Source organism: Rhodococcus sp. IEGM 1379, assembly GCF_030056815.1.
GTDB lineage: Bacteria > Actinomycetota > Actinomycetes > Mycobacteriales > Mycobacteriaceae > Rhodococcus_F.
On record NZ_JASHKR010000008.1, the window covers coordinates 13,499 to 31,383 of the forward strand.

Sequence of the window (17,885 nt, forward strand, 5' to 3'; positions counted from 1 at the left end):
GCGAGGGCGTCGACGAAATTCGTTGGCCTGCGCGTCGGGTCGCACCGCAAACTTTGATGCACCCTCGAGAATCGTTACGCCAGGAGGACATTGATGAGAAGCCCAGACCGGATCGATCCGATACTGACCAAGCTCGGCGCCCTCTGGCGCGCAAACCCCGACTTGCGGCTGACACAGTTGATCGTGGCCCTCGCCGACAACGGAGAAACGATGCCGAGGTTCTTCTACACCGAGGATTCGGTGATCGACGAGGCGCTCGATCGCCACATCGCGGATCGTTAGCACTCAGAGAATTCTCAGAAAGCTTGCGTAAGTTAGATTTCGGTTCGTTGACGCCTTTGGGATGTTGCCGTGCCGCGGTATACGGAAGCCGCCGGCGCCCGATCGGCATCAGCGGCTTCCGTGTTCCCGTGCAGTCGCCTCAGCTGGCCTTCGGTCGGCTCGAGTCAGCGTGAACCTCAAGGCAGCTAGAACACGGTGGTCCAGTCGTCTTTGATGCTGACCATCGTCCAATTGTTGTCGCGGGCCAGTTCGAGTGCCTCTTCGGCGCCCGCTACATAATCGAACTCACGGTCGGGATCGTCATGGAGGACCAGAAGTCGTAGAGCGGGACGGTTCGGCTGCTCCGAAAACTTCAGCATGGGAATGTCCCCGTTGCTGTTTCCTGCTGCCAGCAGAGGCCGTCGGCCCGTTCGGTTCCAGATCCGTATCGGTTTCTCAGGACCGTCGTCGACTACGTCTGCCTCGGGTTTGCGAATGATATTGCCGCTGGGGCCGTCGTCCCTCCAGGCAAGTGACACGCCACTGCCTATGACTCGCTGCCGCGGGATACCGTATACCTCTTCGCTGATGGGCCGCATGAAGTCGCGTCCGCCGCCGGAGACCATGTAGTTTCGGAAACCGTTGTCTCTCAAATATTTCAGCAACTCGACCATGGGTTCATAGCTGCACGTCAAGTAGCTGCGATCAAGGGTGGGATGCCGAGCGGAACGCAGAAATGTGTCGGCCTGGGCTTCGAATTCTTCGACGGTTACTTCGGCGAAACCGCTCAGCACGCCGGCAGCGAGGACCTTCAAGGTGGTGTCGTCGCCGCGGTAGTGCGCGGTGATTACGTCGTTCAACCACGCATAGTCCTGGGTGTAGGCAGCCTGCCAGGGTTGGCGGGTGCGGAGCTGCGGGTCATGTTCCGCCATCTCCACGAGACGGCGCAGGATGAAGTCGAGTTGGATCGGCATCGGCTTCTCACACCACAAGGTGCCGTCGTTGTCGAAGACTGCGATCCGGTCTTCCAGTGGGACTTCGTCAGGACCACCTCGGGTGGTCACGCGATCGACGAAGTCCACGATGGCTTGCTTGCTCTCGCAGCCATGCCAGGTCGAGAGAGGATCGCGCGCGTCGGAACTCGGGGTACCCCGAAGTGGTTGGCTCACATCATCGGCTTCCTGTTGAACGATTCTCGATTCCCAGTCCGGTCCATCATCGGGTCTGGAGACGAGTAAGTCATCGCCCGTTTCGGGCGAGCCTGGTTTCGGTCACCCGTTTTGGGGGATGCCACCGACTACGCGGCCGCGGAGGCTGGAAGTAAGACCACACATAAGGAGCCCGGTCATGGCCAAACCATTCAACGGCGTCGTCAATCTCGATATTCGTGACTCGGTCCCCGACTGGCGGCCGTACGAGCAACCGAAAGCGGCACCCGGTACGCCGAACATTCTCTACATCGTGCTCGACGACGTTGGCTTCGGTGCACTTGGCTGTTACGGCGGGCCGATCGAGACTCCCAACATCGACCGGATCGCGGCAAACGGATTGCGGTACGGCCAATGGCACACCACGGCGCTGTGTTCCCCGACGCGGTCATGTCTGCTGACAGGACGCAACCACACCACCAACGGGATGGCGTGCATCAGTGAGGCCGCGAATGGGTTTCCGAGCTCGAACGGGCACATTCCGCCGGAATGCGCCACTCTGGCCGAGGTTCTGGTCGAGCAAGGATTCAGCACCGCGATGGTCGGCAAATGGCATCTGTGTGCTGAAGACGAGATGAATCTTGCTTCCACTAAACGGAATTGGCCGGTCGGGCGAGGTTTCGAGCGCTTCTACGGCTTCCTCGGCGCCGAGACCAACCAGTGGTATCCGGACCTGGTGCACGACAACCACCCCGTCGAGCAACCGGCTACTCCCGAAGACGGCTATCACTTCGGTGTCGACATCACTGACCATGCGCTGGACTTCCTCGGCGATGTGAAAGCCATAGCGCCGGACAGGCCCGTGTTCCTGTACTACGCGCCGGGCTGCGCACACGCTCCGCATCAGGTCCCCCGTGAGTGGGCCGATCGTTATCAGGGGCGATTCGACGCAGGCTACGAAGCGATGCGCGAGGAAATCTTGGTCCGGCAGAAGGAAATGGGTCTGATTCCACAAGACACCGAGCTTCCAACGATGAACCCGATCGGCACTTCCGCTACCCGAACTGGACCCGACGGCGTACCGTTTCCGCCGCTCGACGACACACGCCCTTGGGGCACCCTCTCCGATGACGAGAAGAGACTGTTCGCTCGGATGGCGGAGGTATACGCCGGTTTCGTTTCGCACTGCGACGATCAGATCGGACGCATTCTCGCGTACCTCGAGGAGATCGAACAACTCGACAACACCATCATCGTTGTAGTTTCCGACAACGGCGCCAGCGGTGAGGGCGGCCCCAACGGATCAGTCAACGAGAACAAGTTTGCCAACGGCGTCCCGGACGACCTTGCCGACAATCTGGCGATGCTCGACGAGTTGGGCGGCACCGAGACCTACAACCACTACCCCAATGGGTGGGCGATGGCCTTCAACACCCCGTTCAAGATGTGGAAGCGGTACTCGTTCAACGGGGGGACATGCGACCCATGCGTGATTTCGTGGCCGGCCGGAATTGACGCCCACGGCGAAATTCGCGATCAGTATCACCACGCTGTCGACGTGGTCCCGACACTGCTCGACTGCATCGGGATCGAACTTCCCGAGACGGTCAAGGGATACACCCAGCACCCGATCCAGGGTGTGAGCATGCGCTACAACTTCGACGCCGGAAATATCCCTACCGCCAAGCACACCCAGTTCTACTCCATGCTCGGCAGCCGGGGAATCTGGCACGACGGGTGGAAGGCGGTCACCACTCATCCCACCATCAGCGGGTGGGGCCACTTTCCGGAAGACACTTGGGAGCTCTACCACACGGATGTGGACCGCTCCGAACTCCACGACCTCGCCGCTGACGAACCCGGTAGGCTCGCTGAACTCGTCGGGCTGTGGTTCCATGAAGCGGGAGCCAATCAGGCTCTACCGCTTGACGATCGCTCGGGCGTCGAAATCCTCACCACACCGCGTCCGCAACTCGCGCCCCCGCGCAACCGGTACATCTACCGTCCTGGTGGTGCCGAGGTGCCCGAATCCGTGGCAGTGAACATCCGCAATCGGTCCTACTCGATCGGGGCGGTCGTTGACATTGCCGAACCGGGTGCCACCGGGGTGCTGTTGTCGCACGGCGGGCGGTTTGGTGGACACTCGCTGTACGTCAAAAACAACCGGCTGCATTACGTGTATAACTTCCTAGGCATGGAACAGCAGACGATCTCCGCGGACGAGGACTTGCCGGTTGGTGAAAATCTGGTATTGGCAGCATCTTTCGAAAAGGAAGGCGATGATCCTCCCGGAACTGCCCGCGGGGTTCTGAGCCTTTATTACGGTGACCGCAAGGTCGGTGAGGGCAGAATCCGTACTCAGCCCGGCAAATTCAGTCTGACAGGTGAAGGTCTCAACGCCGGACGTGACAGCGGTGAACCCGTCACCGACGACTACTCGGGTGCGTCGCCGTGGGCCTTCACTGGGGCAACGCTCAAACGGGTAGCAGTCGATGTCAGCGGTGAACCGTATGTTGATCTGGAACGTGAGGCCGTCGCCATGCTTTCGCGTGAATAGCTGGTGACGGTGTATTCAGTTCTCTTGCAGGATCTTCTGATCGGCGATGCCTGCTGCCGGCGTGTGTAGTAATGCAAGGGGAGCGGCATACAACTGTTTCTTGATTTCTCCGAGAGTGTCGCTCCGGGTGGTGGTCAGTGTGCGAGCGCGTTCGACTGCCTTGGTCAGAACGTCGGCTTCGGAAGCGACTTCATCGACGAGTCCTGCTGTCAGCGCGTCGATTCCGCCGTACCGTCGACCAGTGACAAGCGCAGTGTGCGCTGCGCGCGTAGGTAGCCGCGACGCGAGCAACGCAATGCTGCCGGGTGTGTAACTTGCCCCGATGGTGATACCAGGCAGACAGAAGTATCCGCGATCTTCACGCATCACGGTGTGGTCGTGCGACGCTGCCAGGATTGCGCCGCCGCCGAATGCGTGTCCGACGACAGCGGCGGTTGTCGACATCGGGAAGGTCAACATACGTTCGAAGAGCGTCTCCACACGATCGATGTACTGGTTTGCCTGGTCGGTGTTCTGGAGGATCCAGGCCGTGTCCAGTCCGGTGGAATAGAACTTTCCGGTGGCTGTCGTGACCAAGGCGCACGGGCCGGTGTGGGCCTCGACCTCGTCGAGCAGGGCGTCGACGGTATCGAGCCAGTCCGGATGAAATGGATTGGGGGTATCGCGTTCTCCGGTGTTTCCGAAATTCAGGATGAAGACATCTTCGTCGCGTTCCAAATACGGCATATCGGGCGACAATACTGACGTCGCGCGAAAATATCTCGAGTTGAGGACTATTTGGGTGCAATGAAAGTTGCCGACGGTTGAAGCACCCTGGCCGGGGTATCCACTGTCTCGCTGGATGTCCGTGCTTACCTTGGGTGGTGTCGTGTGAATCCGATCGGCGCGAGACCGGCCGACGACGAAGTGCCGGAAGCCAACCGTCAAGCCGAGGCTCGCGCAGATGAAGCTGTCGACCGGATGGCAGAGGCCGAACGCCAGGCCGCAGCCCTCGCCACACCTGTGCGACCGCTCGGCGAACCAGGTCCCAGATTCGATCGTCGATCACCGTTCTTCATAGGCCTGACTGCAGCCGCCGGAGTCGCGGTGACCTACGCATTGATCGAGATACTGCTGGCTGCGCGGGGAATGCTTGTATTGATCGTTGTTGCACTGTTTCTCGCGATCGGTATCGAACCGGTTGTGGCCTGGCTGGTGGGGAAGGCGATGCCCCGTTGGCTCGCAGTCACCGTGGTGCTTCTGAGCCTTGCCGCGATGCTGGTGGCATTTCTTGTTGCCGCTATCGTGCCCCTCCTCGACCAGGGTCGTCAGTTCGTCTCCTACGCCCCGGATCTATTCACACATATTCGGGTCCAGTACCCGATCATCGGGGAGTTCGACGAGAAATACCACCTCCAGGACCGCCTCACGACGGAACTGGAGGGCTCGAGTTCCACTCTGGTGACAGGTCTGCTCGGTGCCGGGCGAGTGGTATTCAGCGCTGTCACCGACACTGGAATCGTCGTCGTACTGACCGCGTACTTCCTGATCGACTTTCCGCGAATCAGAACGAATCTGTATCGCCTGGTACCGCATTCGCGTCGACCCCGAGCAATTGTGATCGGAGATCAGATACTGGCCGGCGTCGGTGGTTACGTCCTCGGCAACCTGTTGATCTCCGCCATCACAGCGGGGTGCACATTCGGATGGCTATTGCTTTTCGATGTGCCCTACCCGCTGATCCTCGCCCTCCTCGTTGCCCTACTCGATCTCATCCCCGTCGTCGGTTCCACCGTTGCCGGTGTGATCGTTGCGTTGGTTTCGCTGACAGTCTCGGTACCGACAGCAGTGGCGACGGTCGGATTCTTCATCGCGCTTCGTCTGATCGAGGACTATCTATTGGTCCCGAAAATCATCGGCAAGACGGTTGCGGTCCCAGCGCTGGTTACCGTTGTTGCGGTACTGCTGGGTGGGGCGTTGATGGGGATTGTCGGTGCGCTACTGGCGATTCCGATCGCTGCGGCACTCCTTCTGCTGGCGAGGGAGACTCTGTTCCCTCGACTCGACGCGTCCTGAGCGCAGCGATTGGATTGATCCGGCCGTGGTGGAGCGGCACCTCCGTGATGGAACAGGTCGCTGACGGAATTCTCGTCAGCGGCCCGGTCAATCAAACTGCTCGGAACGTCTATCTGTCCTCGGTTGGAATTCAGTTCGCGGTGGCAGGTTCCCTCACGGCTGAGTTGTCGTGAGTTTCCTTGGTGGCGTTCGGTTTTTGGAACTTGGGAATGAACGAGGACACGATGAGAGCGATAATCGCGGATCCTGCGGCCAGAGCCATGATCACACGGAAAGCGTTTTCGGAAGGCAGCGTTGCGCTGCCGAGCGTCATCGTCATTTGGGCGATGACAACGCCGGCAATAGCGCTGGCGAACGACGTTCCCAGTGAGCGCATCAGTGTGTTGAAACTGTTGGCTGCACCGGTTTCCGATAGTGGAACGGCGCCCATGATGAGGGCAGGCATTGCGCCGTAGGCCATTCCGGTACCTGCACCGGTGATGATTGCGATCATGACCAGCTGCCAGATCGAATGCATGGCGAAGACGCCGATTACGTAACCGACCGCGACTACAACGGCGCCGATCATGAGGGTGATTTTGGGACCGTACAAGTTGGTGATGCGGGAGGAGACGGGCGCGATCAACATCATGACGATGCCGGACGGCGCCATAACCAGGCCTGCGGCAAGCATGGACCCGCCCAGTCCGAAGCCGGTAGCTTCGGGCAGCTGAACAATCTGCGGGAAAACCATACTCAGGGCGAACATCGCAAACCCGAAGACGATGGATGCGAGGTTGGTGAACAGTACCTGTGGACGTACGGACACTCGCAGGTTGACCAGTGGCTGAGGGGTTCGCAGTTCCCACCATCCCCAGATGACAAACGCAACCAGCGAGAAACCGAGCATGGTGAGGGTTTGAGTACTTGTCCAGCCCCAGGAGTTGCCCTTGGATATCGCTAGGAGGAGGGCGATCAGAGCGGCTGAGAGTGATACAGCGCCGACGAAGTCGAACGTGCCGCCGGTCCGAACCGTGGATTCCGGAACCTTGACGACGACCAACGCTGTCACGAGTACGCCCAGGGCAGCCGACGTCCAGAACAGAACATGCCAGTTGGAGTACTCAGCGATAAGGGCTGCAAGGGGGAGACCAAGTGCGCCAACGACTCCCATTGATGCACCCATCGCCGCGACGGCGCCCGCAAGCTTCTTCGGGGGAAGTACGTCGCGCATGATGCTGATGCCCAGTGGGATGACACCGGCGGCGAGTCCCTGCAACACGCGTCCGACGATGAGCGGCACCAAGCTCGAACTCAGCGCTCCGATAACCGAGCCGGCTACGAGAAGTGCCAGGCTGATCAGAAGTAGTCGGCGCTTGCCGAACATGTCGCCCAACCGGCCCATCGTCGGGACCGCTACGGACGCGGCCAACAATGTGGCCGTCACGGCCCACGTGGTATCCGACGCGGGTGCGTTCAAGTATTCGGGCAGATGCGGAATGATCTTGCGGGTCAGCCCACTTCGCCCTTAGCTGCAATTGTTGACGGCCTTGGCTTCGACTCGAGCAACCGACTCCTCGTCCCGGCCTGGCTGGTCACAGCCGAGCACCCTTGACTGCCGTGAACTGTCCCAGACGGCCATGACTACTGCCAGATCTCCAGGCATGAATACAGCGTCCATGAATACTGTGGCCTTGGAGTTGGTTCCACCCGAGTTGCAGGCGGGAGCGGGCCGGGCGATCGAAGAGTCTCGCACCGCTGCCGAGCAGTGCTGTCGGTACGGGTTGGCAGAACATGTTGGGCACGTGATGATTCCGGGCATCATTGCCGAGGGGGAGGATCGGCCGGTAGAGCTGACTTCGCGGATGGATGTGCTGGACTTCTGGGAGATAATTCGTCCTTCGATCGGCACGATCGCAGGTCTGTGTACTCAGGTGACGGTTTTTCTGGACGTCGAGCAACTCGCCACACGCGTCCAGCGGTTGCGCGATGTCGGTCTGGACGGAATTACCTTCGTCGGCAAGCCGCAGGGACTAGCTGCCGTCGAGGCTCCCGGAGCTTCTCCGGGCGAGGCGGTGACCCGCTGCCGGAGCCTGATCCCACACCGCGGCGTCGTGCTGATACCCACGCGGCGGGGCGAGCTCGGTAGGTTTGCGAGCAAGTGCGAGCACGGCGCGACTTTCGCCCTGACCCAATTGCTGTACTCCGAGCGGATCGTGGGATTTCTGCGCGAGTTCACGATGCGTTCGGAACACCGCCCGGAGATACTGCTGTCGTTCGGCTACCTCCCGGGAATGGAACAGCGTGTGCGACTGATCGATTGGCTGATCCACGACGAGAGGAACGAGCTGGTCCGTCAGGAGCAGGAGTTTGTCGCTTGCGCGGCGAGTAGTTCGCAGGGCAAGCGCCGACGCGATCTGGTTGATCTGTACCGCCGCGTCGTGGACGGCGTACATGATCTCGGATTTCCGCTGAGTGTCCATCTCGAGGCGCCTTACGGAGTCTCCGGGCCGGCGTGTGAGACCTTCGCCGCGATGCTCGACCACTGGTCGCCGCGCTGACATACGGTGCGGTGCACATTGCTGTCGTCATGCCGTGGCAGTAGCCGAACCATACTGCGATCGCAGCATCCGTATCGACTCCATACACCGTCGATCCTGCCTATCCGCAGGTCACGACATGTCCCTTGTGTCCCGATTTGAGGGGTGTACGGACGGCCTCTGGTGCCTGCCATAGCGCCGCCTGCACACTTCCTCGCATGATCGGCAACGTAATCGCTGGAATTGTTCGACACCCGTGGCGAGTCCTCGTCGGGTGGCTGGTGGTGACGGTTTCCATCATCGCCTTCTCGCCAGACCTCGACGACTACGTCACCGGGGATCAACAGGCGTTCCTACCGAGCACATTCGAATCCGTTACCGCCCAGCAGATGTCGGACGAGTTCTTCCCCGCGACCTCGGGTGCGGGCGGGACCGTCGTCATCGCCCGTGACGACGGAGCGCCCCTCACACCCGATCAGCAGCAGCGTGCGGTCGCGCTGGCGGGGGAGCTGACCAACGCGGCTGTCCCGGGCGTCGGAGCTGTGACCGCCACCCCACGATCGCTGTCACCGGACGGCCGGGTCGCGGCGCTCGGCGTGAACTTCACGGGGCGGCAGGGCGACGACGTCGTGAACTCGGCGGTCCAGACACTGCGATCCGACATCGATGCCGCGCTTGCCGGAACCGGTATGCATGGCGGGGTCACCGGCAACGCCGCGATCGCCGTCGACACCGCCCATGCCTACGACGGTGCTGAGAAGGTCATCTCGATCGCGACGGTTCTGATTATCGTGCTGCTGCTGGGAGCGGTATTCCGGTCGCCGATCATCGCGCTCATCCCGATCGTGGTGATCGCCGCAACATTCGCTGCGGCGCAGGGGCTGACGGCGTGGGCGGCCGACGTGTTCGGGTTCCAGGTCAGCACTTCCCTCTCATCGATCATGATCGTCGTTCTGTTCGGCGTGGGTGCCGACTACATAGTGTTCCTGCTGTTCCGCTACCGAGAACGTCTGCGCGACGGCGTCGACCCGGCGTCGGCGCTCGCGGCAAGCACGGCATCAGTCGGTCGGGTGATCGCGTCGTCGGCACTCACCGTGATCGGCGCGTTCGCCGCGCTCTTCCTGGCTGACCTTGGTTCGTTGACATCACTGGCTCCCGGACTGATCATCGCGGTGGCGTACATGCTGTTCACTGCGCTCACCGTGGTGCCCGCGGTGTTCGCCCTGCTCGGCCGTACCCTGTTCTGGCCCGCCGGACCGGGCGTGCACCGCGAGTCTCGGTTCGGCGCCGTCGGCACGGTTGTCTCCCGGCGTCCGGCAGCCTTCGTCGGCATCATCGCGGTGACACTCGCCGCTCTGGGTGCCTTTGCCACCGGATATCACGCCACCTACGACACCCTGTCCGAATTACCGGACGACACCCCGGCCGCAGTCGCTTACGCCGAGCTCGCGACGGTGTTCCCATCGGGCGCACTCAGTCCTGCCCAGGTTTTTGTCGAGGCGGAACAACCACTCGGTGAATCCGAACTGCAGTCTGCGGCGGCCGCACTGTCCCAGGTTCCGGGTGTCGCGTCGGTGGTGCCCCCGCAGCTGGCTGCAAATGGCACCGTTGCGGCATTCAATGTGATCCTGGCCGAAAGTCCTTTCTCCGCTACGGCTTTGGATACCGTAGCCGGGCCTGTGCGCGATGCTGCACACGCCGCGTTCCCAGATGCTCAGGTTGCCGTCGGCGGGCAGACCGCGGTCCTGGCTGACGTGCGGTCTCAGCTGAACGCAGACACCGCGTTGGTGTTTCCCGTCGCGGCACTGATCGTCGTCGCCATTCTGGTGCTCCTGCTGCGGTCGCTGCTTGCTCCGCTCGGTCTCATCGTCGCCGTCGCGTTGACCTTCGCCGCGACACTCGGGGTACTTACTCTGATCTTCTTGCACGGCATGGGATTCGACGGTGTTGACTTCACGACGCCGGTGGTGCTGTACCTGTTCGTCGTCGCGATCGGCACCGACTACAACATTCTGATGGCCGAGCGGGTCCGCGAAGAGTTCCGCGATGGAAAGTCGCCGCGTGAATCGGCGCGTATAGCGATCAGTATGGACGCGCCGACGGTCGCCGTCGCCGGCGTTATCCTCGCCGCAACCTTCGGCTCCCTGGCCCTCACAGGTCTGGACAATCTTGTGGAACTGGGCACCGGGGTCGCGGTGGGTGTCGCGCTGGCATCGCTCGTGATGGCGCCGGTACTGATTCCGGCGTTGTCCGCGCTGGTAGGTCGGCCGTTCTGGTGGCCGACCAGAGGTGGCGTGCCAGACGATCCGCCCGATGATGAAGTGATCATCGAATCCGATCAGTCTGCAAGAGAGGCAGTTTCATGATGAATCGACTTTCAGCCCTTGTTATCGCCGCACTCGTGTTCGCGGTCGGTCTGACGGCTGGAACCGGGATTGCCAGTGGCGCAACGCTACCCGACCTTCCCTCCAACCAGTTTCAGGTGATCGATTACGGCTCGTACGAGGTGCAGTACCGCGGCGCCGCCGACGCTGATCAAATGTTGACGACCCGACCCAAGGACGGCACGTCCTACCTTCCTGGCGACGGCGGCACCTGGGCCTTCAAGAAAAATATCAAGAAGCACACCGCCACATTGTCATTCGGTGACGCCGACCCGGCGAGCCCCGGGTACGGGTCTCGGTCGCTGAAGATCACCCTCACCACGTCGGACACGTCCGACAACAACATCGTGCACGTCGCATGTTCGGGCACCGGATACATCTGTCAGGTCCGCGGGACTGCCATCTACCTGGTCGACGACACGGCCGCCTTCCCGGATCTGGCGACGCGCACGGTGTCCGACGCGCAATCCCAGTACGGCCTGCTCCAGAACCTCTGCACGGGCGGGTCGGGCGCGCCGTCGTGCATGTTCACCACCACTTCCCGGGTGGCGCAGTTCGGCGACACGAAAATGATCACCGAAAACGTCTACCATCAGGCGAGCGAGATGATTTACTCGCACGGCGAGACGATCTACACCTCCACCACGACGTCGTTCTCCGAGACGGTGACAGTTGGTGCGTCGTACGACGTGTTCAAGGCTTCGGTCTCCAAAACCTATTCGACCAGCATCACCGACTCGCGCACCGAGACTGACAATTTGATTTTCACGGTGCCGCCGGATTACTACTTCTGGATCGAAGGCCAATCAGCGGTGCTCCGCTACACCGGCGAGTTCGTGCTGCAAATGGGCAACAGCACCATCAGGCTGTCCGGCGTCCACTACGACGTGTCGGACACCTCACGCACGTCGATGATGATGGCGCGCGCAACACTGACAGACCCCGGCCTCGGGACCGTGCTGGACTCCGCGCAGTTCCCCGGTACTCGGCTGCCCTCCTGGGTCGGGTCGCTCGGCACCGGATCGTCAGGTGGCCTCGGATCCACCATCAATTTCGGCTCGACTGAGAGGGCTTTCTCATGACCATCCATCTCCGACGCGGCAGAACACTCGCGGTACTTGCCGCGACGTGCGCGGCCGTCCTCGCAGTCGGGACCGCGTTGGCGGTTGCCGATCCCGGTGACCCGGCGCGCAAAAGTTCCGACCACGGCGCCGGCGAGCTCGACCGGACCCGGGCATACAGCATCTGCAACTTCTCGGGCGTCGACCTTCAGCTCGTGAACTTGTTCACGGACGCCGCCGCAATGTTCGACGTCAGTCCAAGCATCCGCGGCCTCGCGCAGTACCCGGTGCTGTCCACCCTGCGTGACAACGCCTGCGACGACTACCACTACGGGATCGAAATGCACAACACCCACAACACATCTGCGGTCTATATGAACGCCGACCACACGGCGCTGGTGAACATCAAAGGCACGATCCTGCCGTCGTCCGATGGACCTCAGGCGTGGCACACCAACACTGAATTCAGATACGTTTTTGACAGTCGCGCCGGCTACGCCGGTCCAAAACTGTTGGTGCGGGTAGACACTGGATCCCGCCAGGTGCAGATCGTGCAGGGCGGGCCACTTGGTGACGACGCCGGCAGTCTCGGCTCGCTCGACACCGGGGTCCTGGACACCGGCTCGCTCAGCACGGGTTCGCTCGGCTCCAACTCCCCCCTCGCTCCGCTGGACTCCAACTTCCCGCTCGCTCCGCTCGACCGTGCGCGGGGCGACCGATGAACACGCGACCGCTGAACACGCGATCGACGAACACGCGATCGATGGTTCGCCGCGTGACTGCGGTGCTGGCCGCTGTTGCTGTTGTCGGTGCCGCAGCCACCGCATCTGCATCGGCTGATACTGCCTCCTCGACGGGACGGTTGTCGTCCGCAAATATCCGTGTGTACGACTTCACTACTTACGACCTGCGTTTCGCCCAAACCGACTGGGGCTTGCCCAATCCCACCGACCCGGACGCCATCATCACCGCCAGGCCGACGGGCGGTGCGACGGCAGCACCGGGCGACTACCACGAGGTGTCAATCAAGCCGAACATCAAGATGCACGCTGTGCAGCTGCGCTACGAGTCGGCGCAGCCGTCCGGGCGGGGTGTCACCGTCGCGATCATCACCGACGACGACTCGTCGAATAACCGCTCGACCGTCGAGTGCACCGGCTCGGGCTACACGTGTGTGACCGACGGCAAAGACTCAATCTACATACTCGACGACGTGGCCAATTATCCCGCGGCGGCAGTCCGCGACGTGCCCGCCACCGATGCACAAACCCAGTTCGACATGCTCCGCACCCTCTGCACCACCACGTCGGGAGTGCAGTGCGAGTATCGGGTCGGTGGCAAGATGAACACCCTTTCCGATCCCCATCGGGTGACTCCGGTGGTCTACTCGGACGTGCCGTGGGTATTTTCGCGGGAAGTGACCGTCACCAGCGAGGCCACCTCGTCGATCACCAGCGGCACCGAGGTCGGCATCGCCTACGACGTGATGAGTGCGTCGGTCGCCCGCGAGTACGGGACGTCGACTACCAAGTCGCATTCGTACACGGAGAACACGACGTACAACGTGCCTGCGGACGTGTACTTCTGGGTGCAGGCACGCTCGCCCGTCATCCGGTATACCGGCGATTTCAAGTTCTCGTTGAAAGGCGCCGGCGTGATCTACCTCGAGGACGTCTACTACGACGTTCCGGACCCCGGCCGTCCCGGCCGGATCGATCAGGTGAGCAGCCCGGTGCCGCCGCTGTCGGTGCCGGTCGAACATCCCTGACCGGTACCGAAAGCCTCAGCGCCCGCGAATCACATTGTCGCGGGCGTTGTTCGGGTCGCCTGCATCTTCGCCGCCAGCTTGCGATCCATCACAGCGACCTGATCCGGGTGGTAACCAGGCACCCACGGGTCCGCGAGGTTCTGTTGCTCGTCGGGGTCGGAGTGCAGGTCGTACAGTTCCCGCTGCGCGGGTTCACGACCGCTCGGGTCGAAGTACACGGTGTACTTCCAACGGTCATCGCGAATCGCGCGAATATGGTTGGGCTGTCGGACGATTTGCTGACCGTTGGGCGCCGCGGTGTTCTCGTCGTCAAAGGTGAACAACACGCTGTCCTGGACCACGACAGTAGGCTGCCGCGGATGTGCGACGGCGTCGGCGATCACTGGCGTCAGATCAGTGCCGCGGAAGACGAAGTCCGCCTGGTCGGGCACTCCGGCGAGGGTGGCGAACGTCGGGACCAAGTCGACGAGCGAGGCGAGCGCCTGCGTCGTGGCACCCTCCGGGAACATGACCGGGTTGCTCACGATAAGGGGGACGCGCAACGTCTCCTCGTAGGCGTTGAACGTCTTCTGCCGGAGTCCGCCGTGCGACATGCCCATCTCGCCGTGATCGGAGATGCGGACCACGACGGTGTCGCGATACATGTCCGGATCCTCCTCCAGCGCGTCGAGCACCTCGCCCAGTCTCTGATCGACCACCTTGTGCAGATACGCGTAGAAGTTCACGTAGTTGAGGGCGTCGGTCGGCGTCGGCAGCAGGCCGAGTGCACCCGCCAGCAGGAGTTGCGACTGTACCTGCGCCGAGGGCTTGTGATTGAAGAGCAGGTTTTCCGTGAAGGACGCCGGCAGATCGATGCCCTGATGGAACGCGCCGGGCGCGACCGAACCGTAGTTGTCACAGTCTCCGACACGCTCGTTCCAGCTGCTCGGGAACGAGAGGATGTCGTGCGGGTTCGCCAGCGAGACGATCAGTGCCCACGGACCGCCGTTCGGTGCGTCGTGGCGTAGGAAGTCCACGGCTTGCTCGGTGACATCACCGTCGTGGTCGGCGCATCCACCACCGAAGTTCGACGGCTTGGTGTCACCGCCGAAGTCGGGGGAACGCCAGCCTTCGAAGCCGTAGCGGGCGATGTCGTCGGGAGCGGGGGATCCTCCGTCGGTGCCCTTACTCATATGCCATTTGCCGCGGTAGTGGACCCGATATCCGGCCTCCTGCAAGACCTTTGCCATGTTCTGTTCCTCCACCGGCAGAGTCGGCTCGGTGGGGGAGACGGTGCCACCTTCGGTGAGAGTGCTGGTGACGCCGTGCTCGGCCGGGTACTTGCCGGTGAAGAACGTGCTCCGACTCGGTGAGCACATGGCCGCGGAGCAGAAAGCGTTCTCGAAGTTGAGACCGTGCTTGGTCAGGCGCGCACGATTGGGCAGGTTTTTGTCCGCCCACCCGGCGGGCCAGTGCATGGGCTTGCGCTCTTGATCGGTGATGAACAGCAGGATGTTCGGCTGGGACGGAATCCAGCCGTCGGTCGGCGCAGCGGCAGTCGAGGCCGATGCGAGGTCGGGTGCTGCGAGGCCGGGTGCTGCGACTGCCGCACCGGCGGCGATCGCACCGATCCCGGAGAGAAAGTGCCGGCGTGAATGTCTCCGAGCGCCGGGCTGTGATTCTGCGGGCCGCATTTCTGCGGACATCGGTTCTGCGGGCTGCGTTTCTACGGGCATCGGGGGCTTCCTCCTGTGATCGACCGGAAACGCGAAACGTACCGCGGCATCGACTGTGTTTTCGGCGACTGCCGAACCCCTCCGCGCCACCGCCGAAGAGTTACCTGGACGGACTACTACGGTCACGGGATTCGGACATATGCCCCTCTACTGCGCATGCAGTAGGAGCCATAAGTTACCGGACCGGGGTACGCCCGGGTGAGACGATGCCCAGCTCGTAGGCGCGCACTACGAGCTGCGCCCGGTCGCGGGCAACGAGTTTGGTCATCGCCCGGTTCACATGGGTTTTGGCGGTGAGCACCGTGATCCCCAGCGTGCGTGCGATCTCGTCGTTGGCGGCGCCGCCCGCCACCTGGACCACCACCTCATGCTCGCGAGGGGTCAGATCGTGAAGCAGGCTCTCGCCGCGAATCGCAGAGCCGACGGGCCGCGCCAGGAACTCGTCGACCAACAACCTGGTGGCGGTCGGCGAGAGCGGTATGGTCCCGTGGGCCACCGAGCGGACGGCGTCGAGTAACTCCGCCGGGCGCGCATCCTTGCCCAAGAATCCAGCTGCGCCCGCGCGCAGTGCCTTGGCAACATTCTCGTCGAACTCGAACGTCGTCAGGATCAGCACGCGCGTTCGCGCCAGCAGCGGATCGCTCACGATCGCTCTGGTCGCCTCGATGCCGTCGAGGTTCGGCATGCGAATGTCGACGATCGCCACATCGGGCACCGTCCGACGCGTCGCGCGGACGGCTTCGGCGCCGTCGCGAGCTTCGGCGACTACCTCCATGTCTCGCTCGGAATCGACGAGCAGACGCAATGTGCTGCGAAACAGTGCCTGGTCGTCGGCGATGACCACCCGTATCGTCATCGGCTCCGCACCTCGTAGGCGGCGGCGAGTGGGAGTTCGACGGCGACCACGAACCGGCCTCCGCCGCAGCCGTCGTCGGCGTCCAGGTGTCCGCCCGCGGCACGCACTCGCTCGCTCATTCCGGCGAGTCCGAAACCACCTCCCGTCTTGCGCACGCCCGACGCGGCGATCCGGTTTCCGACCTCGATGGTCAGTGTCGCCAGTCGGTACGTCATGGTCAGCGTCACAGGTTCGCCGGGGGCGTGCTTGGCAGCGTTGGTGAGCGCCTCCTGAATGACCCGGTAAGCGGCCAGTTCCACATCCGGGGTGGCCGGGCGGACACTGCCGCCGACGATTGTCCGTACGTCGAGGCCGGAAGCGAGGGCCGCGTCGACAAGCGCGTCCACATCGCCCAGCCCGGGCACCGGCCCTCGCGGCTCGTCATCCTCGGCACGAAGCATTCCGACGAGTCCTTTGATCTCGCGGAGGGCGGCCTCGGAGTTCTCGTGCATGCCGGCCAGTGCCTGCGCCGCGAGTTCGGGGCGGTCGAGCACATGGCGTGCGGTCCCGATCTGCAAGTTGAGTGCGGCCAGGTGATGCGCGACCACGTCGTGGATGTCTCGGCTGATGCGCAGTCGTTCCTCGGTGACCCGACGCTCCGCTTCGTATTCGTAGAGTGCCGCCGACACCTGCGCGCGTGTCTCCACCGCCGTCACGTAGCGGTTGCGGGCTCGCGTCACGCCACCGATGGACGCGCCCAGCAGCGGCCAGCCGATCAGTCCGACACGTTCCACGAGCAGCCATTGCGGGCCGAGTATCGCAGCAACACAGGTTAATCCGACGCACACTGCAGCTGTCGCCGCCATCGCAGTACGTGCCTCGAATCGTGAAGCGAGTGTGCACAGACAGGCGCTGAGGGGCAAGGTTGCGGCCGCGTTGAACTGGCCCGAGTAGGCAATGTAGGCGACGGTGCCTGCGGTGGTGATGGCGAGCGCCCACCAGGGGTGGGTGCGTTTGACCGTGAGTGCGGCAGCAGTCGACGCGACGATCAGCGCGGCGATCGTCGACGTGTCACCCGGGCGTCCGCCGCGTTGTTCGAATCGCAGCGCGATGACCCCGCAGGCCCCGACGAACACGGCGACCACGCCCGCCGTCAGCACCGGCCGTCGATACGACAACTGCACCCACCGTTCCACCACATCCATGAGGAGAAGAATAGGAGTCAAGTGGGCATTTGCGACAGTCATCTACTGCGTACGCAGTATCGCGGGCGCTGTCACGTTGCGTGAAAGGCACAGCGGTGTGACTGGTTTTGGAGCTGCCTGCACGAATTGTCGTTGCACGGTCCATGCCGGCTGGAAATGTGCGCCGCGCAGGCTGTGGTCGATGAGTATCGAAAGGTGCACTGCCGGGGGTATTTACGGTATTCATTCGCCAAGTTCTCTTGGGGTGCAATGAAAGAGAGTTCGCCAAGGGGTATCTGTCAGGGGGTACCTTTCTGGGTCGCGCATCGTTCATTTCCGCTGTGGCGGTTCCGGTATCGACGGCCTCGTCCTCTCCCACGGATAGTGTGCGGGTCAAG

15 protein-coding genes are annotated in these 17,885 nt (G+C 62.6%); 8 read left to right on the forward strand and 7 right to left on the reverse strand.

Features of this window, described 5'->3' with window-relative positions; genetic code table 11:
- Positions 1-93 precede the first annotated feature (93 nt).
- The gene (locus tag QM600_RS07185) at positions 94-282 is read left to right on the forward strand and encodes a hypothetical protein (protein ID WP_283260779.1); all 189 of its coding nucleotides are present in this window, start codon (positions 94-96) and stop codon (positions 280-282) included.
- Positions 283-467: 185 nt separating this feature from the next.
- Here the strand turns inward: QM600_RS07185 and QM600_RS07190 are convergent, their stop codons facing one another.
- Positions 468-1,346: an HAD family hydrolase gene (locus QM600_RS07190; RefSeq protein WP_283260879.1), complete on the reverse strand. Its 879-nt coding sequence runs from the start codon at positions 1,344-1,346 to the stop codon at positions 468-470.
- A 262-nt stretch (positions 1,347-1,608) separates the two neighbouring features.
- On the opposite strand from QM600_RS07190, the gene QM600_RS07195 reads away from it, so the two are divergent.
- Complete coding sequence (locus QM600_RS07195; protein WP_283260780.1) at positions 1,609-3,966, forward strand: arylsulfatase; 2,358 nt, start codon at positions 1,609-1,611, stop codon at positions 3,964-3,966.
- 15 nt (positions 3,967-3,981) lie between these two features.
- On the opposite strand, the gene QM600_RS07200 is transcribed toward QM600_RS07195, so the two are convergent.
- Positions 3,982-4,692, reverse strand: coding sequence for an enoyl-CoA hydratase/isomerase family protein (locus QM600_RS07200; RefSeq protein WP_283260781.1), 711 nt, complete (start codon positions 4,690-4,692; stop codon positions 3,982-3,984).
- A 234-nt stretch (positions 4,693-4,926) separates the two neighbouring features.
- Between QM600_RS07200 and QM600_RS07205 the strand changes: the two genes are divergently transcribed.
- Entirely contained in the window at positions 4,927-6,021 is a 1,095-nt protein-coding gene (locus QM600_RS07205) for an AI-2E family transporter (RefSeq protein WP_283260880.1), read from the forward strand.
- Positions 6,022-6,151: 130 nt separating this feature from the next.
- On the opposite strand, the gene QM600_RS07210 is transcribed toward QM600_RS07205, so the two are convergent.
- A complete protein-coding gene (locus QM600_RS07210) occupies positions 6,152-7,516 on the reverse strand; it encodes an MFS transporter (RefSeq protein WP_502942906.1) in 1,365 nt (454 codons plus the stop codon).
- 12 nt (positions 7,517-7,528) lie between these two features.
- A complete protein-coding gene (locus QM600_RS07215) occupies positions 7,529-7,666 on the reverse strand; it encodes a hypothetical protein (protein ID WP_283260782.1) in 138 nt (45 codons plus the stop codon).
- 13 nt (positions 7,667-7,679) lie between these two features.
- On the opposite strand from QM600_RS07215, the gene QM600_RS07220 reads away from it, so the two are divergent.
- From QM600_RS07220 to QM600_RS07240, 5 genes are all read left to right on the forward strand, one after another.
- Complete coding sequence (locus QM600_RS07220; protein WP_283260783.1) at positions 7,680-8,561, forward strand: mycobacterial-type methylenetetrahydrofolate reductase; 882 nt, start codon at positions 7,680-7,682, stop codon at positions 8,559-8,561.
- A gap of 197 nt (positions 8,562-8,758) precedes the next feature.
- Positions 8,759-10,906, forward strand: coding sequence for an MMPL family transporter (locus QM600_RS07225; RefSeq protein WP_283260784.1), 2,148 nt, complete (start codon positions 8,759-8,761; stop codon positions 10,904-10,906).
- Positions 10,903-12,006 (forward strand): hypothetical protein, encoded by a 1,104-nt coding sequence (locus tag QM600_RS07230; RefSeq protein ID WP_283260785.1) that lies wholly within the window; start codon positions 10,903-10,905, stop codon positions 12,004-12,006. The genes QM600_RS07225 and QM600_RS07230 overlap by 4 nt, the downstream gene beginning before the upstream one ends.
- Positions 12,003-12,707 (forward strand): hypothetical protein, encoded by a 705-nt coding sequence (locus QM600_RS07235; RefSeq protein WP_283260786.1) that lies wholly within the window; start codon positions 12,003-12,005, stop codon positions 12,705-12,707. The genes QM600_RS07230 and QM600_RS07235 overlap by 4 nt, the downstream gene beginning before the upstream one ends.
- Positions 12,708-12,760: 53 nt before the next feature.
- Positions 12,761-13,753 (forward strand): hypothetical protein, encoded by a 993-nt coding sequence (locus tag QM600_RS07240; RefSeq protein ID WP_283260787.1) that lies wholly within the window; start codon positions 12,761-12,763, stop codon positions 13,751-13,753.
- A gap of 29 nt (positions 13,754-13,782) precedes the next feature.
- Here QM600_RS07240 and QM600_RS07245 read toward each other — a convergent pair whose 3' ends face one another.
- From QM600_RS07245 to QM600_RS07255, 3 genes are all read right to left on the reverse strand, one after another.
- Positions 13,783-15,468, reverse strand: a complete 1,686-nt coding sequence (locus tag QM600_RS07245) for a sulfatase family protein (protein ID WP_283260788.1) — start codon at positions 15,466-15,468, stop codon at positions 13,783-13,785.
- A gap of 175 nt (positions 15,469-15,643) precedes the next feature.
- Positions 15,644-16,324, reverse strand: a complete 681-nt coding sequence (locus tag QM600_RS07250) for a response regulator transcription factor (protein WP_283260789.1) — start codon at positions 16,322-16,324, stop codon at positions 15,644-15,646.
- Entirely contained in the window at positions 16,321-17,508 is a 1,188-nt protein-coding gene (locus QM600_RS07255) for a sensor histidine kinase (RefSeq protein WP_283260790.1), read from the reverse strand. Before QM600_RS07255 ends, QM600_RS07250 begins: the two co-directional genes overlap by 4 nt.
- Positions 17,509-17,885 lie beyond the last annotated feature (377 nt).